At 70.3% G+C, this 22,180-nt stretch carries 17 protein-coding genes; 10 read left to right on the top strand and 7 right to left on the bottom strand.

Annotated features, from left to right (window positions below; all coding sequences use genetic code 11):
- Positions 1 to 73: 73 nt before the first annotated feature.
- Together IE255_RS22335 and IE255_RS22330 are read left to right on the top strand one after the other, a co-directional pair.
- Entirely contained in the window at positions 74 to 1,129 is a 1,056-nt protein-coding gene (locus IE255_RS22335) for an LLM class F420-dependent oxidoreductase (RefSeq protein WP_190052125.1), read from the top strand.
- 251 nt (positions 1,130 to 1,380) lie between these two features.
- The gene (locus tag IE255_RS22330; protein WP_190052124.1) at positions 1,381 to 2,169 is read left to right on the top strand and encodes a ferritin-like domain-containing protein; all 789 of its coding nucleotides are present in this window, start codon (positions 1,381 to 1,383) and stop codon (positions 2,167 to 2,169) included.
- A gap of 10 nt (positions 2,170 to 2,179) precedes the next feature.
- On the opposite strand, the gene corA is transcribed toward IE255_RS22330, so the two are convergent.
- On the bottom strand, positions 2,180 to 3,175 hold the full coding sequence (gene corA / locus IE255_RS22325) for a magnesium/cobalt transporter CorA (protein WP_190052123.1): 996 nt from the start codon (positions 3,173 to 3,175) through the stop codon (positions 2,180 to 2,182).
- A 61-nt stretch (positions 3,176 to 3,236) separates the two neighbouring features.
- Between corA and IE255_RS22320 the strand changes: the two genes are divergently transcribed.
- The 4 genes from IE255_RS22320 to mshC all read left to right on the top strand — a co-directional run bounded on the left by IE255_RS22320 (position 3,237) and on the right by mshC (position 6,710).
- A complete protein-coding gene (locus IE255_RS22320; RefSeq protein WP_190052122.1) occupies positions 3,237 to 3,923 on the top strand; it encodes a histidine phosphatase family protein in 687 nt (228 codons plus the stop codon).
- A 78-nt stretch (positions 3,924 to 4,001) separates the two neighbouring features.
- Positions 4,002 to 4,592 (top strand): DUF3090 domain-containing protein, encoded by a 591-nt coding sequence (locus IE255_RS22315; protein WP_190052121.1) that lies wholly within the window; start codon positions 4,002 to 4,004, stop codon positions 4,590 to 4,592.
- Positions 4,556 to 5,386 carry an SCO1664 family protein gene (locus IE255_RS22310; protein WP_190052120.1) on the top strand — a complete coding sequence of 277 codons (831 nt, stop codon included), beginning with the start codon at positions 4,556 to 4,558 and terminating at the stop codon, positions 5,384 to 5,386. The genes IE255_RS22315 and IE255_RS22310 overlap by 37 nt, the downstream gene beginning before the upstream one ends.
- A gap of 94 nt (positions 5,387 to 5,480) precedes the next feature.
- The gene (gene mshC, locus IE255_RS22305; protein ID WP_190052119.1) at positions 5,481 to 6,710 is read left to right on the top strand and encodes a cysteine--1-D-myo-inosityl 2-amino-2-deoxy-alpha-D-glucopyranoside ligase; all 1,230 of its coding nucleotides are present in this window, start codon (positions 5,481 to 5,483) and stop codon (positions 6,708 to 6,710) included.
- A gap of 74 nt (positions 6,711 to 6,784) precedes the next feature.
- Here mshC and IE255_RS22300 read toward each other — a convergent pair whose 3' ends face one another.
- From IE255_RS22300 to IE255_RS22275, 6 genes are all read right to left on the bottom strand, one after another.
- Positions 6,785 to 7,768: a PAC2 family protein gene (locus tag IE255_RS22300; protein WP_190052118.1), complete on the bottom strand. Its 984-nt coding sequence runs from the start codon at positions 7,766 to 7,768 to the stop codon at positions 6,785 to 6,787.
- Positions 7,769 to 7,926: 158 nt separating this feature from the next.
- On the bottom strand, positions 7,927 to 8,598 hold the full coding sequence (locus IE255_RS22295; protein WP_010045382.1) for a FadR/GntR family transcriptional regulator: 672 nt from the start codon (positions 8,596 to 8,598) through the stop codon (positions 7,927 to 7,929).
- A 126-nt stretch (positions 8,599 to 8,724) separates the two neighbouring features.
- A complete protein-coding gene (locus IE255_RS22290; RefSeq protein ID WP_190052117.1) occupies positions 8,725 to 10,341 on the bottom strand; it encodes a glycerol-3-phosphate dehydrogenase/oxidase in 1,617 nt (538 codons plus the stop codon).
- Positions 10,342 to 10,349: 8 nt separating this feature from the next.
- On the bottom strand, positions 10,350 to 11,888 hold the full coding sequence (gene glpK, locus IE255_RS22285) for a glycerol kinase GlpK (protein WP_190052116.1): 1,539 nt from the start codon (positions 11,886 to 11,888) through the stop codon (positions 10,350 to 10,352).
- A 96-nt stretch (positions 11,889 to 11,984) separates the two neighbouring features.
- On the bottom strand, positions 11,985 to 12,779 hold the full coding sequence (locus IE255_RS22280) for an MIP/aquaporin family protein (RefSeq protein WP_190052115.1): 795 nt from the start codon (positions 12,777 to 12,779) through the stop codon (positions 11,985 to 11,987).
- A gap of 264 nt (positions 12,780 to 13,043) precedes the next feature.
- Positions 13,044 to 13,808, bottom strand: coding sequence for an IclR family transcriptional regulator (locus IE255_RS22275; protein WP_190052114.1), 765 nt, complete (start codon positions 13,806 to 13,808; stop codon positions 13,044 to 13,046).
- A 287-nt stretch (positions 13,809 to 14,095) separates the two neighbouring features.
- Between IE255_RS22275 and metH the strand changes: the two genes are divergently transcribed.
- The 4 genes from metH to IE255_RS22255 all read left to right on the top strand — a co-directional run bounded on the left by metH (position 14,096) and on the right by IE255_RS22255 (position 22,142).
- The gene (gene metH, locus IE255_RS22270) at positions 14,096 to 17,611 is read left to right on the top strand and encodes a methionine synthase (protein WP_190052113.1); all 3,516 of its coding nucleotides are present in this window, start codon (positions 14,096 to 14,098) and stop codon (positions 17,609 to 17,611) included.
- Positions 17,612 to 17,734: 123 nt separating this feature from the next.
- Entirely contained in the window at positions 17,735 to 18,436 is a 702-nt protein-coding gene (locus IE255_RS22265; RefSeq protein WP_190052112.1) for an HAD family hydrolase, read from the top strand.
- A gap of 409 nt (positions 18,437 to 18,845) precedes the next feature.
- Complete coding sequence (locus IE255_RS22260; protein ID WP_190052111.1) at positions 18,846 to 20,450, top strand: ABC transporter substrate-binding protein; 1,605 nt, start codon at positions 18,846 to 18,848, stop codon at positions 20,448 to 20,450.
- 108 nt (positions 20,451 to 20,558) lie between these two features.
- On the top strand, positions 20,559 to 22,142 hold the full coding sequence (locus IE255_RS22255) for an ABC transporter substrate-binding protein (RefSeq protein WP_190052110.1): 1,584 nt from the start codon (positions 20,559 to 20,561) through the stop codon (positions 22,140 to 22,142).
- The last annotated feature ends 38 nt before the right edge of the window (positions 22,143 to 22,180 follow it).

Genomic DNA, 22,180 nt, shown 5'->3' with positions numbered 1-22,180 from the left:
GCATGCCACAGCCGCCGCCCCCGCGCTATGGTCTGCGGACAAGGCACGTTACTGATCAGTAAGGGGATGCGGCATGCAGCTCGGTATCAACCTCGGCTACTGGGGTGCCGGAATGGACGCGGACAACCTGGCCGTCGCCCAGGAGGCCGACCGCCTCGGATACGCCGTCTGCTGGGCCGCCGAGGCCTACGGCTCCGACGCCGCCACCGTCCTGACCTGGGTCGCCGCCCAGACCGAGCGCATCGACGTCGGCTCCGCCATCTTCCAGATCCCGGCCCGCCAGCCCGCGATGACCGCCATGACCGCCGCCACCCTCGACTCCCTCTCCGGCGGCCGCTTCCGCCTCGGCCTCGGCGTCTCCGGCCCGCAGGTCTCCGAGGGCTGGTACGGCGTCAAGTTCGACAAGCCGCTCGGCCGCACCCGCGAGTACGTCGAGATCGTCCGCAAGGCCATGACCCGTGAGCGCCTGTCGTACGAGGGCGAGCACTGGACCCTTCCCCTCCCCGGCGGCCCCGGCAAGCCGATCAAGCTGACCATGCACCCGCAGCGCGAGCACATCCCGCTCTACATCGCCGCGATCGGCCCGAAGAACCTGGAGCAGACCGGCGAGATCGCCGACGGCGCCCTGCTGATCTTCCCGTCCGCCGAGCACCTCGAGGATACGACGATCACGCACCTGCGCGCCGGGCGCGAGAAGGCCGGCAAGACCCTCGACGGGTTCGACGTCTGCCCGACCCTGCCGCTCGCCGTCGGCGACGACAAGGACATCGCCGCTCTCGCCGACACCTTCCGCCCCTACACCGCCCTCTACGTCGGCGGCATGGGCAGCAGCAAGCAGAACTTCTACAACAAGCTCGCCCAGCGCATGGGGTACGAGCGGGAGGCGGCCGAGATCCAGGAGAAGTACCTCTCCGGCGACAAGCAGGGCGCCGCGGCCGCCGTTCCGCAGGACCTCATCGACAGCACCACCCTGCTCGGCTCCGTGGACCGCATCGCCGACCGGATGAAGGCCTACGCCGCGGCCGGCGTGACGACCCTCAGCCTCGCCCCCGCGGGCTTCACGCTCGACGAGCGGCTCGCCTCCCTGCGCGCCGGCGCGGAGGCCCTGGAGCGAGCCGGGCTCGCCTGAGGTTCAGCGGCCGTGGTGGGGGCTCGGGGGTCTTCCCCGCCACGGCCGTCACGCGGAACAACGCGTCGGGCCCCGGGCGGTTACGCCGCATCGCACCGGGTCGCCTCGGCACAGGCCAGGCGTGTCCTCCATTCGGCGGAGATGTCCGGCACACCTGTTGCAGCACCCCCACCCCCGCACTTGACTCGTTCTTCGCGGAAACCTGCGGATCCCCGGCACGCGCGCCCGCGCGCGGGAAGAGGTGCCCACCGATGCTTTCGGCCAAGAGTCTGTTCCAGGAGATCCTCGCCGACGACGAGTCCTTCGCCCTGTTCTGCTCCATCGCCGCGAGCGGCGAGTCCCAGGGCGGCTGGGAGAACGCCCGCATCGCCGCGCTCGTCCCCGAGAGCGAGCGCGACCTCGCCCCCAAGATCACCCGGCACGGCGCCGACGAGGACAAGCACGGCCGGATCTTCAACGCCCTGATGAAGAAGCGCGGCCTCGCCCCCGTCCCGGTCCCGCCGGAGACCGACTACACCATGCTCCTGGAGAAGAACGGCATCGGCCTCGCGCACGAGAAGCTGGGGCGTGACGAGCGGCTCACGGTGCAGGACATCGTCACCTACCTCGCGCACAGCAGGGTCACCGAACAGCGCGCCTCCGAGCAGATGGACCTGCTCCGCAAGCACTTCGCCGACGACCCCGGCATCGGCCGCGCGGTCAAGCAGATCTCCCGCGACGAGGACAACCACCTCGCCTACTGCCACGAGGAACTGCTGCGCTTCGCCCGCGCGGGCCACGGCCGGGCCATCCAGCGGACCCTGCGCGCGTGCGCGCTCGCCGAGATCAGGATCTACCGGGACGTCAGCCTCGCGGTCATGGCGCACATGGGCCGCATCCTCGGCTGGTCCAGGGCCAGGTCGGCGGTGCTCGCGGCCGGCATCCACGCCGTGTACGCGTACGAACGGCTGGGCGGCTGGCGCCGGATGGTCTCGCTGAAGGCGCCCGAACGCCGCAACGCCCTCGGCGGCCCGGCCTCCGCGGAACCCGAGTTCGCCTGACGGTCCTGCCCTACAGCCACCCCCGGCGCTTGAACAGCCGGAACACCAGCACCTCCAGCACCGCCATCACCCCGATCAGCGCCGGATAGGACCACGTCCAGCGCAGCTCGGGCATGTGCTCGAAGTTCATGCCGTAGATCCCCGCGATCATCGTGGGGATCGCGGCCATGGCCGCCCACGCGGAGATCTTCCGCATGTCGTCGTTCTGCCGGACGCTCATCTGCGCCAGATGCGCCGAGAGGATGTCCGACACCAGCCGGTCCAGGCCCTCCACCGACTCGTTCACCCGCGTGAGATGGTCGCTGACGTCCCGGAAGAACGGCCGGGCCCGGTCGTCCACGAACGGCACCGCCACGCCGTACGGCGCCGTGCCCGCCAGCCGGGTCATCGGCAGGGCCAGCGGCCCGGTCGCGCGGCGGAACTCCAGGACCTGGCGCTTGAAGTTGTAGATCCGGGACGCGGTGTGCCGTGAGCCGCCGTCGTCCGGCGAGAAGACCTCCGCCTCCAGGCCCTCCAGGTCGGCCTGCAACTCGGTCGCCACGTCCAGGTAGTGGTCGACGGCGGCGTCGGCGACCGCGTACAGCACGGAGGTGGGGCCCTTGCCCAGCAGCTCCGGCTCCTGCTCCAGCCGGTTCCGTACCGCCTTGAGCGGGGAGCCCTCGCCGTGCCGGACGGTCACCACGAACGCGTCGCCGAGGAAGACCATGATCTCGCCGGCGGAGACGGTGTCGGTCTCCGGCTCGTACGCCACCGGCTTCAGCACCACGAAGAGCGAGTCGTCGTACACCTCCAGCTTCGGCCGCTGGTGGGCCTTGAGGGCGTCCTCGACGGCCAGCGGGTGCAGCCCGAACTCCCGGGTGACATGGTCGAATTCCTTCTCCGTCGGCTCATGCAGCCCGATCCATACGAAACCACCCGCCGTACGGGCCTCCCCGAGGGCGTCGGAGAGGTCCTCCGGCCCTTCCGACCGGTGTCCGTCGCGGTAGATGGCACAGTCGACGATCACGAAGCGAGTCTCCCGTCACTCGAACGACACGGCACACGCGCGTGCGCCTACGCTGGACCGCATGCCCACGCTGATCCTGGTCCGGCACGGACGTTCCACCGCCAACACCGAGGGACTGCTCGCCGGCTGGACCCCCGGCGTCGCCCTCGACGAACGCGGCGCCGCGCAGGCCGCCGCGCTGCCCGGGCGTCTCGCCGAACTGCCCCTGGCCGAGATCGTCACCAGCCCGCTCCAGCGCTGCCAGGAGACGATCCAGCCCCTTCTCGGGGCCCGGCCTGAACTGACTCCCCACACCGACGAGCGCATCGGCGAGTGCCACTACGGCGACTGGTCCGGGCGCAAGCTCGCCGAGCTCAAGGACGAGCCCCTGATGGAGGTGGTGCAGGCCCACCCGTCCGCGGCGGCGTTCCCCGGCGGCGAGTCGATGCGGGCCATGCAGACCCGCGCCGCCGAGGCCGTGCGCGAGTGGAACGCGCGCGTGGAGCGCGACCACGGCGCCGACGCCGTCTACCTGATGTGCTCGCACGGCGACATCATCAAGTCGCTCGTCGCGGACGCACTCGGACTTCATCTGGACCTCTTCCAGCGGATTGCCGTTGAACCGTGTTCCATCACCGCGATCCGCTACACACGCTTGCGACCGTTTCTCGTCCGCCTCGGTGACACCGGTGACTTCACGTCCCTGGTGCCGCGCGAGGAACCGCCGGGCGACGAGGCCCCCGTCGGGGGTGGTGCGGGCGCACCGTGATCGTCGGCCGCAGTAGGGTGAAGCGGTCGCAGCAGTGCCGTGCTCACACGGTTCCCACGATCCCAATGGAGACAGGACGTGTCCCGTCAGGTGTTCCTCTACGACCATCCGGAGCGTTTCGTGGCCGGTACGGTCGGACTGCCCGGGCGTCGTTCGTTCTTCCTCCAGGCCACCGACGGCACCCGGGTGACCAGCGTGGCCCTGGAGAAGACCCAGGTCGCCGCGCTCGCCGAGCGTATGGACGAGCTGCTCGACGAAGTCGTACGCCGTAGCGGAGGCAGCGCCTCCGTCCCCGCTGTCGCACCCTCCGAGATCAACGACACCGCCCCGCTGGACACTCCCATCGAGGAGGAGTTCCGCGTCGGCACCATGGCCCTCGCCTGGGACGGCGAGGAGGAGCTGATGATCGTCGAGGCGCAGGCGCTCGTCGAACTCGACGCCGACTCCGACGAGGACCTCGCCGAGGCCGAGGAGCGGCTGCTCCAGGACGAGGAGAACGGGCCCCCGATGCTGCGGGTCCGGCTCACCGGCGCGCAGGCGAGGGCCTTCGCCAAGCGCGCCCTCGACGTCGTCAACGCCGGGCGGCCGCCGTGCCCGCTGTGCAGCCTCCCGCTCGACCCGGAAGGACACGTATGTCCGCGCCAGAACGGATACCGCCGCGGAGCGTGACGCCCCCTTCGGACACCGCCGAGCTGCTCGCCCGGGGCGAACTCACCGTGCGCGGACGCATCCGTGAGGCGTCCAATGCGGCCCTGTACTGCACGGTGTCGTACGACGGCCGGGACGCGGCCTGTATCTACAAGCCGGTCGCCGGGGAGCGGCCCCTGTGGGACTTCCCCGACGGGACGCTCGCGCAGCGCGAGGTCGCCGCGTACGAGGTCTCCGAGGCGACCGGCTGGGGCCTGGTGCCGGCCACCGTGCTGCGCGACGGCCCCTACGGCGAGGGCATGTGCCAGCTGTGGGTCGAGGCGGCACCGGAGGCGGAGCTGCTCGCGCTGGTCGACGGGGAGGAACCGGAGCCGGGCTGGAAGGCCATCGGCTTCGCCGAGGTCGGCGAGGGGCGTACCGCGCTGCTCGTGCACGCCGACGACGAGCGGCTGCGGCGGCTGGCGGTGCTCGACGCCGTGATCAACAACGCCGACCGCAAGGGCGGGCACCTGCTGCCCACCGGCGAAGGACGGCTGTACGGGATCGACCACGGGGTGACCTTCAACGTCGAGAACAAGCTCCGGACCCTGCTGTGGGGCTGGGCGGGGGAGCCCCTCACCCAGGAGGCCGTGGACGTCCTGGAGGGCCTCCGGAAGGACCTGGCGGAGGGCGGGGCACTCGCCGCACGGCTCGCACCGCTGATCACCGGCGCCGAGATCGACGCCACCCGCGCGCGGGTCGGCGCGCTGCTCGCCTCGGGGACCCACCCGGAGCCGAGCGGGGAGTGGCCGGCGATCCCCTGGCCGCCCGTGTAGCAGCACAGCCGCCGGTTCGCCGCAAGAGCGCCTTCTCGGCCGTCCGGCCCGCTCCCACTCGTATATGGAACTTCAGTCCGGTTAGGCTCAAGGCATGCATGCCTGGCCCGCTTCCGAGGTCCCCGCCCTGCCTGGTCAGGGCCGCGACCTGAGGATCCACGACACCGCGACCGGCGGTCTCGTCACCCTCGACCCCGGTCCCGTCGCCCGTATCTACGTCTGTGGCATCACCCCGTACGACGCCACACACCTGGGACACGCGGCGACCTACAACGCGTTCGACCTCGTGCAGCGCGTGTGGCTCGACACCAAGCGGCAGGTTCACTACGTCCAGAACGTCACCGACGTCGACGACCCCCTCCTGGAGCGGGCGCAGCGCGACGGCCTCGACTGGGCCGCGCTCGCCGAGAAGGAGACGGCTCTCTTCCGTGAGGACATGACGGCCCTGCGGATGCTGCCGCCGCGGCAGTACATCGGCGCCGTCGAGGCGATACCCGGGATCGTCCCGCTCGTCGAGCGCCTCCGCGACGCGGGCGCGGCGTACGAGCTCGAAGGGGACGTGTACTTCTCCGTCGAGTCCGACCCGCACTTCGGCAAGGTCTCCAACCTCGACGCCGCGGCGATGCGGCTGCTGTCCGCCGAACGCGGCGGCGACCCGGACCGGCCGGGCAAGAAGAACCCGCTCGACCCCATGCTCTGGATGGCGGCCCGCGAGGGCGAGCCCAGCTGGGACGGCGGCTCGCTCGGCCGCGGACGGCCCGGCTGGCACATCGAGTGCGTGGCCATCGCCCTCGACCATCTCGGCATGGGCTTCGACATCCAGGGCGGCGGCTCCGACCTCGCCTTCCCGCACCACGAGATGGGCGCCTCGCACGCCCAGGCCCTCACCGGCGAGTTCCCCATGGCCAAGGCGTACGTGCACGCCGGCATGGTCGCCCTGGACGGCGAGAAGATGTCCAAGTCCAAGGGCAACCTGGTCTTCGTCTCCAAGCTCCGGCGCGACGGCGTCGACCCGGCCGCCATCCGGCTCGCGCTGCTCGCCCACCACTACCGCGCCGACTGGGAGTGGACCGACCAGGTCCTCCAGGACGCCGTCGCACGGCTCGGCCGCTGGCGGGCCGCGGTGTCCCGGCCCGACGGTCCGCCGGCGGAGGCGCTCGTGGAGGAGATCCGCGAGGCCCTCGCGAACGACCTGGACGCCCCGGCCGCGCTCACCGCGGTCGACCGCTGGGTCGCCCTCCAGGAGCGCGACGGCGGCACGGACATCGGCGCCCCCGGCGTGGTCTCCCGCGCGGTGGACGCGCTGCTCGGCGTAGCGCTGTAGCCCTACGGCACGCAAGGAAAGCAAAGAAAAAAAGGGGGCGCCTCCCGGTGCGGAGGCGCCCCCTTTCGCTGCGCTCAGTCCTCCGACGACTCCTCGTCGTCCGCACCCGGCTTGGGCGGCTTCGGCGGCCGCGTACGGCCGCTGGGATTGTCCCGGAGGTACGACGTGCTGTCGCTGCCGTCCGCCGTCGCGTGCCCGCCGGAAGCGGGCGGTCCGCCCCCGTCCCGGCGCCGCAGATAGCGCTCGAACTCGCGGGCGATCGCCTCGCCCGACGCCTCCGGCAGCTCGGCGGTGTCCCGGGCCTCCTCCAGCGACTGGACGTACTCGGCGACCTCGCTGTCCTCGGCGGCCAGCTGGTCCACGCCGACCTGCCAGGCGCGCGCGTCCTCGGGCAGCTCGCCCAGCGGGATGCGCACGTCGATCAGGTCCTCCAGACGGTTCAGGAGGGCCAGCGTGGCCTTCGGGTTCGGCGGCTGCGACACGTAGTGCGGCACCGCCGCCCACAGTGACACGGCCGGTACGCCCGCGTGCGTGCACGCCTCCTGGAGGACGCCGACGATGCCCGTGGGGCCCTCGTACTTGGTCTCCTCCAGGTCCATGCGGCGGGCCAGGTCCGGGTCGGACGTCGTCCCGCTGATCGGAACCGGACGGGTGTGCGGGGTGTCGCCGAGCAGGGCGCCCAGCACGACCACCAGTTCCACGCCCAGTTCGTGCGCGAAGCCGAGCAGTTCGTTGCAGAACGACCGCCATCGCATGGACGGTTCGATCCCGCGGACCAGGACGAGGTCCCGCGGCTTCTCGCCGCCGACCCGGACGACCGACAACCTTGTCGTCGGCCATGTGATCTTGCGGACGCCGGCTTCCATGAACACCGTGGGGCGGTTCACCTGGAAGTCGTAGTAGTCCTCGGCGTCCAGCGCCGCGAACACTTCGCCCTTCCACTCCCTGTCCAGATGCGCGACCGCGGTGGAGGCGGCGTCGCCGGCATCGTTCCAGCCCTCGAACGCGGCCACCATGACCGGGTCGATCAGCTCGGGAACCCCCTCGAGCTCGATCACCCAGTGCCTCCTTCCGACGTGCCCTCGCTTGACCCCCCAACCTTACGGCGTGCCAAGGGGGCGCCCGCAGCCCCCTTGCAGGGGGAGTGACCCCATCACTGCCCCGTGATCCACCCCTGAACACCCCGGATTCATCCGAGCTGTCCGTGAGGCCCTGGTCACAGCGTGGAACGCAGCCACTGCTCCACGCTCGCGATGTGCACCGTCGCCCACGAGCGCGCCGCCTCGGCGTCCCGGTCGCGCAGCGCGGCGAGGATCGCCCGGTGCTCGCGCAGGGTGCGGCCCACGGCGTCCTCCTGGGTGAGGCCGCGCCAGATCCGGGCCCGGGTGGTGGGACCCGACAGGCCGTCGAGCAGCGAGCACAGCACGGAGTTGCCCGAGCTCTGCACGATGCCCCGGTGGAACTCCAGGTCGCAGGCGACCAGATCCTCCACGGACGGGTCGTCGCCGAGCTTGTCCAGCTGGGCGGTGAGCGCGTCCAGTTGCTGCTCGCTGATCCGCAGGGCCGCCATGGCCGTCGCGGCCGGCTCCAGGATGCGGCGGACGGCCAGGAACTCCAGGACCGTGTCGTCGCGGTGGAAGTCGACGACGAAGCTCAGCGCCTCCAGCAGCAGTTGGGGGTCGAGGCTGGTGACATACGTGCCGTCGCCCTGCCGGACGTCCAGGATCCGGATGAGGGACAGGGCGCGCACGGCCTCCCGCAGGGAGTTGCGGGACAGGCCGAGGTCGGCGGCGAGTTCGCTCTCCTTGGGCAGCCGGTCGCCCGGCCGCAGCGCGCCGGAGACGATCATTCCCTTGATCTTCTCGATCGCCTCGTCGGTGACTGCCATGGCCGGCCTCCCTGTCGCTTAGACCTCCGACGTATCAGGCTCATTATGCGGGGACGGGTTCGAGGAAGGGGCGGCTCTGTCGGCATGGAGCCGCCCCTTCCCGCACGGGGTCCCCCCGGTACGGGGCTACTTCTTGTCGAGCAGGTCCTGCACCTTGGCCCGGACGTCGTCCGTCGCCAGCCCGCGGATCGTCAGCGTCGTGCGGCGGCGCAGCACGTCGTCCTGCGTCTCGGCCCACTCGTGGTCCCGGGCCCAGACGACCTGCGCCCAGATCTCCGGGGCGTCCGGGTGGACGCGCTCGGCGAGCTCCGGGTTCTCGTTGGCCAGGCGGGCGATGTCGAAGGCCAGCGAGCCGTAGTGCGTGGCCAGGTGCCTGGCCGTGTCGGCGGCCATGCGCGGGCCGGGCGCCGGGCGGTCGGTCAGCAGCCGGTGGGCGACCGCGCGCGGGTTGGCGATGCCGGGCAGCGGCAGCTTCTTCGGCAGCGAGCTGATCGGCTCGAAGTCGTCGCCCAGCGGGTGGCCCGGCAGCGCCTCCAGCTTCTTCATGATCGTCCGGCCGATGTGGCGGAAGGTGGTCCACTTGCCGCCCGCGACCGACAGCATGCCGCCCCTGCCCTCGGTGACGACCGTCTCGCGCCTGGCCTTGGCGGTGTCGCCCGGGCCGCCCGGGAGCACCCGCAGGCCCGCGAAGGAGTACGTGATCAGGTCGCGGTTCAGCTGCTGGTCGCGGACCGAGAAGGCGGCCTCGTCGAGGATCTGGGATATGTCCTGGTCGGTGACCGCGACCTCCGCCGGGTCGCCCTCGAACTCCTCGTCCGTGGTGCCGAGCAGCAGCATGTCCTCCCAGGGGAGGGCGAAGGTGATGCGGTACTTGTCGATCGGAGTGGCGAGCGCGGCCTTCCAGGGGGAGGTGCGCTTCAGGACCAGGTGCGCGCCCTTCGACAGGCGGATGGACGGCGCCGCGTTCGGGTCCTCCATCTTGCGCAGGTGGTCGACCCATGGCCCGGTCGCGTTCAGCACCAGCCGGGCGCTGACGCCGAACTCGTCGCCGGACAGGCGGTCCTTCAGCTCGGCGCCCGTGACGCGGCCCCGGGTGAAGCGCAGGCCCGTCACCTCGGCGTGGTTGAGGACGACCGCGCCCGCCTCGACGGCCGCGCGGACCGTCATCAGCGCCATGCGGGCGTCGTTCATCTGGTCGTCGCCGTACACGGCCACGGCCTTGAGGTTCTCGGTGCGCAGCTCGGGCACGTCCTGCGCGGCCTTGGCCGGGGAGAGCAGGTGCCCGACGCCGTCGCCGAACGCGGAGAGCGCGGAGTAGGCGAAGACGCCCGCCCCGAGCTTCGCCGCGCCGTGCGGCCCGCCCTTGTACACGGGGAGGTAGAACGTGAGCGGGTTCGCCAGGTGGGGAGCCACCTGGCGGGAGACCGCACGGCGCTCGAAGTGGTTCTCCGCCACCAGCTTCACCGCGCCGGTCTGCAGGTAGCGCAGGCCGCCGTGGAGCAGCTTGGAGGAGGCGGAGGACGTGGCACCGGCGAAGTCGCCGGCGTCGACCAGAGCCACCCTGAGGCCGGACTGCGCGGCGTGCCAGGCGGTGGAGATGCCCAGGATGCCGCCGCCGATCACGAGAAGGTCGTACGACGCCTTGGCGAGCTGCTCCCTGGTCTCGGCTCGGCTCGGGTTCGAGCCGGAGGCCGGGCGCGTCCCCAGGGCAGGCACGGACTGCAGGGTGGACTGACTGGTCATGCGGTTTCTTACTCCTCGTCCTCGAGCCAGCCCATGGTCCGCTCGACGGCCTTGAGCCAGTTCTTGTACTCACGGGCGCGGGTGTCCGCGTCCATGCGGGGGGTCCACTCGGCGGCCCGGCGCCAGTTGGCACGCAGGTCGTCGGTGCTGTTCCAGAAGCCGACGGCGAGGCCGGCGGCGTAGGCGGCGCCGAGGCAGGTCGTCTCGGCGACCATCGGGCGCACCACGGGGGCGTCCACGAAGTCGGCGAGGGTCTGCATCAGCAGGTTGTTGGAGGTCATGCCGCCGTCGACCTTCAGGGCGGCCAGCTCGACGCCGGAGTCCTTCGTCATGGCGTCGGCGATCTCCCGGGTCTGCCAGGCGGTGGCCTCCAGGACGGCACGCGCCAGGTGCGCCTTGGTGACGTACCGGGTCAGGCCGGCGATCACGCCGCGGGCGTCGGAGCGCCAGTACGGGGCGAACAGGCCGGAGAAGGCGGGCACGAAGTAGGCGCCGCCGTTGTCCTCCACCGACAGCGCGAGCGTCTCGATCTCGGCGGCCGTGGAGATCAGGCCCATCTGGTCGCGCATCCACTGCACCAGCGAGCCGGTGACGGCGATCGAGCCCTCCAGGGCGTAGACCGTCTTCTGGTCGCCGATCTTGTAGCCGACGGTGGTCAGCAGGCCGCTGTAGGAGTTGATGATCTTGTCGCCGGTGTTCATCACCATGAAGGTGCCGGTGCCGTAGGTCGACTTGGTCTCGCCCTCGGAGAAGCAGGTCTGGCCGAACAGGGCCGCCTGCTGGTCGCCGAGCGCGGAGGCGACCGGGATGCCGCCGAGCAGGTCGCCCAGCTTGCCGCCCTTGATCTCGCCGTAGACCTCGGCGGAGGAGCGGATCTCCGGCAGCACCTGCTTCGGGACGCCGATCGACTCGCAGATCTTGTCGTCCCACTGCATGGTGTGCAGGTTCATGAGCATCGTGCGCGAGGCGTTGGTGACGTCCGTGACGTGCTTGCCGCCGTCGACACCGCCGGTCAGGTTCCAGATGACCCAGCTGTCCATGGTGCCGAAGAGGATGTCGCCGGCCTCGGCGCGCTCCTTCAGCCCGTCGACGTTGTCGAGCAGCCAGCGGGCCTTCGGACCGGCGAAGTAGGAGGCGAGGGGGAGGCCCGTCTCGCGGCGGAAGCGGTCCTGGCCGACGTTGCGGCCGAGCTCGCGGCAGAGGGCGTCGGTGCGGGTGTCCTGCCAGACGATGGCGTTGTGGACGGGCTCACCTGTGGTCCTGTCCCACAGCACGGTCGTCTCGCGCTGGTTGGTGATGCCGATGGCCTTGATGTCGTCACGGGTGATGCCGGCCTTCTCGACGGCTCCGGCGACGACCTCCTGGACGTTCGTCCAGATCTCCGTGGCGTTGTGCTCGACCCAGCCCGGCTTGGGGAAGATCTGCTCGTGTTCCTTCTGGTCGACGGAGACGATCCGGCCGTCCCGGTCGAAGACGATGCAGCGGCTGGAGGTGGTGCCCTGGTCGATGGCGGCGATGAAGGGGCCGGCGGTGTGCGCGTCGGTCACTGTGTGCTCCTGGAAGTTCCGTGTTTATGGGGCTTTACGTACGGCGCGCGCCGAGAGTTTCGCAAAGGGCGCGAGGATCGCTGCAGGCGATCGCTCCTAGGCGAACGCGACGTTGTAGATGCCTGCCGCGATGGCGCCGCCGATCAGCGGACCGGCCACCGGGATCCAGGCGTAGCCCCACTCGGAGCCGCCCTTGTTGGGCAGGGGCAGCAGAGCGTGCACGATGCGCGGACCGAGGTCACGGGCCGGGTTGATCGCGTATCCCGTCGGGCCGCCGAGCGACAGGCCGATGGAGACCACCACGAGCGCGGTGACCAGGGCACCCAGCGTGCCCAGGCCGTTGCCCTCGTCGTTCAGGCCCTGGGTGAGCACGGCGAGCACCAGCACGACGGTGCCGATGATCTCCGTGGCCAGGTTCTGCCAGGCGACGCGGACCTCGGGCCCGGTGGAGAAGACGCCCAGCACGGGGCCGGCGCCCTTCTCCTGGGCCTCGACGGCCTTGGCCGTGGTGGCCTGCGCGCCCGGACCGCCGACGATCTCGCGGTCGGTGAGGTGGGCGTGGAACTGGCCGTAGTAGGCGATCCAGACCAGGGCGGCACCGATCATGGCGCCGAGGAGCTGTCCGGCCCAGTAGACCGGGACGTTCTTCCAGTCGCCGTCCTTGATCGCGAGGGCGAGGGTGACGGCCGGGTTCAGATGGGCGCCGGACAGCGGCGCCGTGGTGTAGACCGCCGTGAGCACCGCGAAGCCCCACCCGAAGGTGATGGCGAGCCAGCCGGCGTTGCGGGCCTTGGAGGCCTTGAGCGTCACGGCGGCGCAGACTCCGCCGCCGAGCAGGATGAGTATGGCGGTACCTAGGGTCTCGCCGATGAAGATGTCGGAGCTGGACACCCGCGACTCCTTTGTCCTTCGTCCAGGGGGAAGTGCGTTACCGGCCTGGCGTCGTCACACTCTAGCGCGTATTGCCGGTAGCTGTTCGACAATGTCGACCGATGGACGGGAGTCTTGCTTCGGCGTTACGAACACGTCAAGGGCTGTGTTGTCGAAAACACGATCGTTACTGATCGCCGCGTGCCTGTGGATCTTCTCCGCAGGTGGACGCGGGCATGCCGAGGGCCGGAACGCCGTACGGCGCCCCGGTCCCGGTCGTGGGTGTCAGAACCGCCCGGCGCCCAGGTCCCGCGAGACCGCGCGGGCGCAGTCCCGCACCGCCGCGATCAGCTCGGGGCGCAGCTCCCCGTCCCGGCACAGCCGCTCCACGGCGCCGGTGATGCCGACCGAGCCGACCGGCATGCGCCGCCGGTCGTGGATGGGGGCGGCGAGGGAGGCGACGCCCTCCCAGGTCTCCTCGACGTCGGCCGCGTAACCACGCGCGCGTGTGACGTCCAGGATGTGCTCGAAGGCCTCCGGATCGCACACCGTCCGGTCCGTGAAGGCCTTGCGGTCGGCCTCCAGGGCCTCGCTGTGCGCCACCGGGTCGTAGGCGGACAGCACCTTGCCCAGCGCCGTGGAGTGCAGCGGCTGCATGGCCCCGATCTCCAGGACCTGCCGGCTGTCGTCGGGCCGGAAGACGTGGTGCACGATCAGCACGCCCTGCTGGTGCAGGACGCCCAGGTAGACGCTCTCGCCGCTGGAGCGGGCCAGGTCGTCGGCCCACACCAGGGCACGCGCCCGCAGCTCGTGCACGTCGAGGTAGGTGGTGCCCAGGCGCAGCAGCTCCGCGCCCAGCTGGTAGCGCCCGGAGGCGTCGTCCTGCTCCACGAAGCCCTCCTGCTGGAGGGTGCGCAGGATGCCGTGGGCGGTGCCCTTGGCCAGGCCCAGCGACGAGGCGATGTCCGACAGGCCGAGCCGCCGCTCGCCGCCCGCGAGGAGCCGCAGCATCGCGGCCGCCCGTTCGAGCGACTGGATGTTCCGTGCCATCGCCGTACTGCCTCCGTCCCCTTCGACCGCCGACAAGTGGGGCCCGCAGCCCTCGTTCGGCAATGTCGAACACTACCGGTCGTTGCCGACCTCTCGCTAATGGCGGGTCGCCATTTGTTGTGTCACGGGTGGCTGATCCGTCACCAGTCGACGTCCGTCCCGTGGACGCTCTGCCCATCCAAGCCCACTCCCGGTTAGGCTGGCGCGGTGCGCCCCTTCCCGGATGCCCTCCGGCTGTCCGGGAAGCCGCAAAGCCGACAGCCGTCGCATCCGAGGGAGCCCTTTTCATGGCCTCGTTGCCGCCGACCCCTTCCACCGACAGCCGGACCCGCGTGTCCGCCCTCCGAGAGGCCCTGGCCACCCGCGTGGTCGTGGCCGACGGAGCCATGGGCACCATGCTGCAGGCGCAGGACCCCACCCTTGAGGACTTCGAGAACCTCGAGGGCTGCAACGAGATCCTCAACGTGACCCGGCCGGACATCGTCCGTTCCGTCCACGACGCGTACTTCGCGGTCGGCGTCGACTGCGTCGAGACCAACACCTTCGGCGCCAACCACACGGCCGCGGCGGAGTACGAGATCTCCGACCGGGTGCACGAACTGTCCGAGGCGGGTGCCCGGATCGCCCGCGAGGTGGCCGACGAGTACGCCGCCGGAGACGGCCGGCAGCGCTGGGTGCTCGGCTCGATCGGCCCCGGCACCAAGCTGCCCACGCTGGGCCACGTCACGTACACCACCATCCGCGACGGCTACCAGGCCAACGCGGAGGGCCTGCTCGCCGGCGGCGCGGACGCGCTGCTCGTGGAGACCACGCAGGACCTGCTCCAGACGAAGGCCTCGATCCTCGGCGCCCGCCGGGCCATGGAGGCCACCGGCGTCGAGGTGCCCCTGCTGTGCTCGATGGCCTTCGAGACCACCGGCACCATGCTGCTCGGCTCCGAGATCGGCGCGGCCCTGACCGCGCTGGAGCCCCTCGGCATCGACATGATCGGCCTGAACTGCTCCACCGGCCCCGCCGAGATGAGCGAGCACCTGCGCTACCTCACGCGCCACTCGCGCATCCCGCTGCTGTGCATGCCGAACGCCGGCCTGCCGATCCTCACCAAGGACGGCGCGCACTTCCCGCTCGACCCGGAGGGCCTGGCCGACGCCCAGCAGAGCTTCGTCCAGGACTACGGCCTGTCCCTGGTCGGCGGCTGCTGCGGCACCACCCCCGAGCACCTGCGGCAGCTCGCCGAGCGCGTCCGGGACGTCACTCCGAGCGAGCGCGACCCGCAGCCCGAGCCGGGGGCGGCGTCGTTGTACCAGTCGGTGCCGTTCCGGCAGGACACCTCCTACCTGGCCATCGGCGAGCGCACCAACGCCAACGGCTCGAAGAAGTTCCGCGAGGCCATGCTGGACGGCCGCTGGGACGACTGCGTGGAGATGGCCCGCGAGCAGATCCGCGAGGGCGCGCACATGCTCGACCTGTGCGTGGACTACGTCGGCCGCGACGGCGTCGCCGACATGGAGGAGCTGGCCGGCCGCTTCGCCACCGCCTCCACGCTGCCGATCGTGCTGGACTCCACCGAGGTCGACGTCATCCGGGCCGGCCTGGAGAAGCTCGGCGGCCGCGCGGTGATCAACTCGGTGAACTACGAGGACGGCGACGGCCCCGAGTCCCGCTTCGCCAAGGTCACCCAGCTCGCCAGGGAGCACGGCGCCGCCCTCATCGCGCTGACCATCGACGAGGAGGGCCAGGCCCGCACCGCCGAGAAGAAGGTCGAGATCGCCGAACGGCTCATCGACGACCTGACCGGCGACTGGGGCATCCACGAGGAGGACATCCTCGTCGACTGCCTGACCTTCACCATCTGCACCGGCCAGGAGGAGTCCCGCAAGGACGGCATCGCCACCATCGAGGGCATCCGCGAGCTGAAGCGGCGCCACCCGAAGGTGCAGACCACGCTCGGCCTGTCCAACATCTCCTTCGGCCTCAACCCGGCCGCGCGCATCCTGCTCAACTCCGTCTTCCTCGACGAGTGCGTCAAGGCGGGCCTGGACTCGGCGATCGTGCACGCCTCCAAGATCCTGCCGATCGCCCGCTTCAGCGAGGAGGAGGTCCAGACGGCACTGGACCTCATCTACGACCGCCGCGCCGAGGGCTACGACCCGCTGCAGAAGCTCATGCAGCTGTTCGAGGGCGCCACCGCCAAGTCCCTCAAGGCCGGCAAGGCCGAGGAACTGGCCGCCCTGCCGCTGGACGAGCGGCTGAAGCGGCGCATCATCGACGGCGAGCGCAACGGACTCGAAGCCGACCTGGACGAGGCCCTCCAGGAGCGGCCCGCGCTCGACATCGTCAACGAGACCCTGCTGGAGGGCATGAAGGTCGTCGGCGAGCTGTTCGGCTCCGGCCAGATGCAGCTGCCGTTCGTCCTGCAGTCCGCCGAGGTGATGAAGACGGCCGTCGCCCACCTCGAACCGCACATGGAGAAGACCGACGAGGCCGGCAAGGGCACCATCGTGCTCGCCACCGTGCGCGGCGACGTGCACGACATCGGCAAGAACCTCGTCGACATCATCCTGACCAACAACGGCTACAACGTCGTCAACCTCGGCATCAAGCAGCCGGTCTCCGCGATCCTGGACGCCGCCGAGGAGCACAAGGCCGACGTCATCGGCATGTCCGGTCTCCTGGTCAAGTCCACCGTGATCATGAAGGAGAACCTGGAGGAGCTGAACACCCGGGGCCTGGCCGCCCGCTTCCCGGTCATCCTCGGCGGCGCCGCCCTGACCCGCGCCTACGTCGAGCAGGACCTGCACGAGCTCTACGAGGGCGAGGTCCGCTACGCCCGCGACGCCTTCGAGGGCCTGCGCCTGATGGACGCCCTCATCGGCGTCAAGCGGGGCGTGCCCGGCGCCAAGCTGCCCGAGCTCAGGCAGCGCCGGGTCCGGGCCACCGCCCCGGCCGCCGTGGAGGAGCGCCCCGAGGAGGGGCACGTCCGCTCCGACGTCGCCACCGACAACCCCGTCCCCGAGCCGCCCTTCAGGGGCACCCGCGTGATCAAGGGCATCCAGCTCAAGGAGTACGCGAGTTGGCTCGACGAGGGCGCCCTGTTCAAGGGCCAGTGGGGCCTCAAGCAGGCCCGCACCGGCGAGGGCCCGTCGTACGAGGAACTCGTCGAGACCGAGGGCCGGCCCCGGCTGCGCGGGCTGCTGGACAAGCTCCAGACGGAGAACCTGCTGGAGGCGGCCGTCGTCTACGGCTACTTCCCGTGCGTGTCCAAGGACGACGACCTGATCATCCTGGACGAGGCCGGCAACGAGCGCACCCGCTTCACCTTCCCGCGTCAGCGCCGGGGCCGCCGCCTGTGCCTGGCCGACTTCTTCCGCCCGGAGGAGTCCGGCGAGACGGACGTCGTGGGCCTCCAGGTCGTCACCGTCGGCTCCCGCATCGGCGAGGAGACCGCCCGCCTCTTCGAAGCCAACGCCTACCGGGACTACCTGGAACTGCACGGGCTGTCCGTGCAGTTGGCCGAGGCGCTCGCCGAGTACTGGCACGCGCGCGTGCGTTCCGAACTCGGCTTCGCCGGCGAGGACCCGGACGAGATGCAGGGCATGTTCGAGCTGAAGTACCGGGGCGCCCGCTTCTCCCTCGGTTACGGCGCCTGCCCCAACCTGGAGGACCGCGCCAAGATCGCCGACCTGCTCCAGCCGGAGCGCATCGGCGTCCACCTCTCGGAGGAGTTCCAGCTGCACCCGGAGCAGTCCACGGACGCCATCGTCATCCACCACCCGGAGGCGAAGTACTTCAACGCCCGCTGAGCCCCTCCCGGGCGCCCGGGCCAAAAGAAGCGTTTCGTCCGCGCACGAAGTAGACTGGTCGGTCCACCGCAGGCCGGTTCCCTCCTGGGAACCGGCCTGAATGTCCCTCAAGGAGGTACGTGGATGACCAGTACGGTCCCCGCGCTCGGCACCCTTACGGCCGAAGGTTCAGCTCTGCAAGCCGTGCTCCTCGACATGGACGGCACCCTGGTGGACACGGAGGGCTTCTGGTGGGACGTCGAGGCCGAGGTCTTCGCCTCCCTCGGCCACACGCTCGACGAGTCCTGGCGCCATGTCGTGGTCGGCGGTCCCATGACCCGCAGCGCGGGGTTCCTGATCGAGGCCACCGGCGCCGACATCACCCTCGACGAACTCACGGTCCTGCTGAACAACGGCTTCGAGGACCGCATCGACGGCGGCCTGCCGCTGATGCCGGGCGCCGGGCGGCTGCTGGCCGAGCTGTACGAGTACGAGGTCCCCACGGCCCTCGTCTCCGCCTCGCACCGGCGCATCATCGACCGGGTACTGACCTCGCTGGGCGCGCACCACTTCAGCCTGACCGTGGCCGGCGACGAGGTGCCGCGCACCAAGCCCTACCCCGACCCGTACCTGGCGGCCGCCGCCGGACTCGGCGCGGACCCGGCCCGGTGCGCCGTCATCGAGGACACCGCGACCGGAGTCGCCGCCGCCGAGGCCGCGGGCTGCCGGGTCGTGGCGGTGCCGTCCGTCGCGCCCATCGCCCCGGCCCTGAGGCGTACGGTGGTCAGCTCCCTCGAAGAGATCGACCTGACATTTCTGCACGGCCTGATGACGGAAATGCGCTAGCTGTTCACCCAGCGTGCAGCGCCGTTAGGACAGTAATTCCGAGGGTGAATTCGAACTCCTCCGGATGACCGAATTCGCGTCCACCGGAACCCGTTTACGGGTGTGACGTTCCCCACGCGACCCAGGGTCGACAGCCGCTCCGGCGTGTGCTGCGCACCCCCTCCGGGGGGCCGTCGGCGTGCCCTTGTGTCCTGATTGATGGGACGGTGCACCAAAGCTTCCGCTGTCCGCTTTCCGGTGTGTCCACACCCGGTTCCGCAGCGTGATGGCCCCTCAACTCCGGTGGCGGCGAACCCTCCTGCCGGTCCGGACTAATCTCGTCGCGAGAACATCGCCCCACCCCCGTGATCCGCTGCGCCACCCCTGCATGCCGGATACACGGAGTAGACAGCTCTGGAGAAACTCGAGCATGAACCGCAAGACTTTGGTGCTGCCGGCCGTCATCGGCCTGCTCGCGCCGGTGCTCGCCGCCTGCGGCGGGTCCGACAGCGGGAGTGACAACGGCGGCGCGATCGTCGTCGGCACCACGGACCGGTTCACCGCCTCGAAGGACGCCCCCGCGCCCCTCGACCCGGCGTACGCCTACGACGTCGGCACCTGGAACATCCTGCGCCAGACCGTGCAGACCCTGATGATCCAGCCGCGCGGCGAGGGCGAGCCGGTGCCGGAGGCCGCCGAGCGGTGCGGCTTCACGGACACGGGCAACGAGCGCTACGCCTGCACCCTGCGCGACGGCCTGAAGTTCGCGAACGGCGACCCCGTCACCGCAGCCGACGTCAAGTACTCCATCGACCGCGCCCGTTCCCTCAAGGCCGACAGCGGTGTGTTCGCCCTGCTGTCCACCATCGACACGGTCGAGACCCAGGGCGACCGCGAGGTCATCTTCCACCTGAAGGCGGCCGACGCGACCTTCCCGTACAAGCTGTCGACCCCGGTCGCCGGCATCGTCGACCCCGACGACTACCCGAAGAACAAGCTGCGCGACGGCTTCGACCTGGCGGGCTCCGGCCCGTACACCCTCAAGGCCGACGTCGAGAACGGCGCGATGGTCAAGGCCGAGTTCACCCGCAACCCCGACTACAAGGGGAGCCTGAAGGTGAACAACGACAAGGTCGACATGGTCTCCTTCAAGGACACCGACGCCATGGGCAAGGCGCTGGACAAGGGCGACATCGACGTGATGACCCGCACCATGTCGCCGGACCAGATCCGCAAGCTCTCGGCCGACACGGACACCGGCGTCGACCTCGTCGAGATGCCCGGCCTGGAGATCCGCTACCTCGGCTTCAACACCGACGCCCCGACCGTCGAGTCCAAGGCCGTGCGCCAGGCGATGGCCCAGATCGTCAACCGCAGCGCGCTGGTCTCCAAGGTCTACGGCTCCCAGGCCGAGCCGCTGTACTCGCTGGTCCCGGCCAGCATCACCGGCCACTCCAACTCGTTCTTCAACAAGTACGGCGACCCGAGCGTCACCAAGGCCCGCGCCCTGCTCGAACAGGCGAACGTCACCACCCCGGTGAAGCTGACCCTGCACTACACGACCGATCACTACGGCCCGGCCACCAAGAAGGAGTTCGAGGTCCTGCGCGACCAGCTGAACTCCAGCGGCCTGTTCGAGGTCGGCATCAAGGGCACCCCGTGGGACACGTTCCGCCCGGCCGAGAAGAAGGGCGAGTACGACGTCTACGGCATGGGCTGGTTCCCGGACTTCCCGGACGCCGACAACTTCCTCGCGCCGTTCCTCGACGCGGACAACACCCTCGGCTCGCCGTACGCCAACAGCCAGATCCGCAACACCCTGATCCCGGAGTCCCGCCGCGAGGCGGACCGGCTGTCCGCCTCCACCAGCCTGACGGACATTCAGGACATCGTCGCCCGTGACGTGCCGGTGCTGCCGCTGTGGCAGGGCAAGCAGTACGTCGCCGCGCGTGACGACATCACGGGTACCGCGTACGCGCTCAACTCCTCGTCGACGCTCCAGCTGTGGGAGCTCGGCCGGGGCGTGAGTGGCTGACGCACCCGCTGGAACCCCGGGGCCCCTGACCGCGGCCCCCGGGGAACCGTGCCCCGGAGCCAGGGACATGCTCCGGGCGTTCTCGAGAACCGACGACAAGGCACACACGTGAACATACGCAACCAGTGGCCGGTCCTGCCGATCGTGGCGGGGCTCGCCTCCGGCCTGCTCACCGGCTGTGGCACGGAGACCGGAGACTCCGCGGGGGAGGGCTCCAACGTGGTGGTGGGGATGTCCGACGACGTCCTGGCCACGGACCCCGCCTCCGGCTACGACCCCGGCTCCTGGCTGTTGTTCAACAACGTCTTCCAGTCGCTGCTCAGCTTCCCCAAGGGCGCCACGGAACCGCAGCCCGAGGCCGCCGAGAGCTGCTCCTTCACCGACGCGCAGACCACGGTCTACAAGTGCACGCTGAAGGACGGCCTCAAGTTCAGCAACGGTGACGACCTCACCTCCGAGGACGTCAAGTTCTCCTTCGACCGCATGCTGAAGATCAACGACCCCGACGGGCCCGCGATCATGTTCCCCACGCTGGAGAAGGTCGAGACGCCGGACGCCAAGACGGTCGTCTTCCGCCTCAACACGGCCGACGCCACCTTCCCCAGCAAGATCGCCTCCGGCGCCGGATCCATCGTCGACCACCGCCAGTACGACGCGGACGGGCTGCGCAAGGACGGCAAGGCCGTCGGATCGGGCCCCTACAAGCTCGACTCGATCGACAAGGACCAGGCCGTCTTCTCCGTCAACGAGAACTACAAGGGCACCGCCGACGTGAAGAACACCGGCGTGACGCTCAAGTTCTTCGACGGCGACCAGACCGCCCTGAAGCAGGCGATCCAGGGCGGGGACGTCGACATCGCCTACCGCGGCCTCACCGCGAGCGACATCGCGGACATGGAGAAGGCCGACGACGGCACCGGCGCCGAGGTCGTCGAGGGCAGCAGCGCCGAGGTCCAGCACCTGGTGTTCAACATGAACGACCCGGTCGCCGGAAAGCTCGGCGTCCGCAAGGCCATCGCCTACCTGCTCGACCGCGAGGCCCTCATCAAGGACGTCTACCAGGGCACCGCGACCCCGCTGTACTCGATCATCCCGGCCGGTATCGCCGGCCACAACACGGCCTTCTTCGACAAGTACGGCGCCCGCCCCTCCAAGTCCAAGGCGGCCGAGGCGCTGCGCGCCGACGGCATCTCCGGCAAGGTGAAGCTGACCCTCTGGTCGACGCCGTCCCGCTACGGCCCCGCCACCGACCAGGAGTTGAGCGCCATCGCCGCCCAGCTCAACGCCAGCGGCCTGTTCGACGCCGACGTCAAGTCCGTCCCCTTCGGCCAGTACGAGAAGGACATCGCGGCCGGCAAGTACGGCGTCTACGTGAAGGGCTGGGTGCCGGACTACCCGGACGCCGACAACTTCACGGCCCCCTTCTTCGGCAAGGGCAACGTGCTGAACAACAACTACGACAACGGCACCATCACCGGCTCGCTCATCCCGCGCACCGCGGCCCTGACCAACCGGGCCGCCACCGACAAGGAGTTCGGGGAGCTCCAGGACATCGTCGCCGACGAACTGCCCGTCCTGCCGGTGTGGCAGGCCAAGCAGTACGCGGTCGTCCGCGACGGCGTCTACGGCCTGGAGTACTGCCTCGACGCCTCGACCGTGTTCCGCTTCTGGGAGCTGAGCAAGGACTCCTGACGCGACCCTGTGAAGAGGCCGCCCCCTGCCGAGCAGGG

Origin of the sequence: Streptomyces lomondensis (assembly GCF_014651035.1) — a bacterium.
Lineage (GTDB): Bacteria > Actinomycetota > Actinomycetes > Streptomycetales > Streptomycetaceae > Streptomyces > Streptomyces lomondensis.
This window is presented reverse-complemented; position numbering and strand designations above follow the sequence as displayed.

Coding starts and splice junctions, on each gene's coding strand:
- IE255_RS22335 (WP_190052125.1), top strand. CDS start 74: ATGCAGCTCGGTATCAACCTCGGCTACTGGGGTGCCGGAATGGACGCG.
- IE255_RS22290 (WP_190052117.1), bottom strand. CDS start 10,341: ATGACCAGTCAGTCCACCCTGCAGTCCGTGCCTGCCCTGGGGACGCGC.
- IE255_RS22320 (WP_190052122.1), top strand. CDS start 3,237: ATGCCCACGCTGATCCTGGTCCGGCACGGACGTTCCACCGCCAACACC.
- metH (WP_190052113.1), top strand. CDS start 14,096: ATGGCCTCGTTGCCGCCGACCCCTTCCACCGACAGCCGGACCCGCGTG.
- IE255_RS22330 (WP_190052124.1), top strand. CDS start 1,381: ATGCTTTCGGCCAAGAGTCTGTTCCAGGAGATCCTCGCCGACGACGAG.
- IE255_RS22275 (WP_190052114.1), bottom strand. CDS start 13,808: ATGGCACGGAACATCCAGTCGCTCGAACGGGCGGCCGCGATGCTGCGG.
- IE255_RS22310 (WP_190052120.1), top strand. CDS start 4,556: ATGTCCGCGCCAGAACGGATACCGCCGCGGAGCGTGACGCCCCCTTCG.
- IE255_RS22295 (WP_010045382.1), bottom strand. CDS start 8,598: ATGGCAGTCACCGACGAGGCGATCGAGAAGATCAAGGGAATGATCGTC.
- mshC (WP_190052119.1), top strand. CDS start 5,481: ATGCATGCCTGGCCCGCTTCCGAGGTCCCCGCCCTGCCTGGTCAGGGC.
- IE255_RS22260 (WP_190052111.1), top strand. CDS start 18,846: ATGAACCGCAAGACTTTGGTGCTGCCGGCCGTCATCGGCCTGCTCGCG.
- IE255_RS22265 (WP_190052112.1), top strand. CDS start 17,735: ATGACCAGTACGGTCCCCGCGCTCGGCACCCTTACGGCCGAAGGTTCA.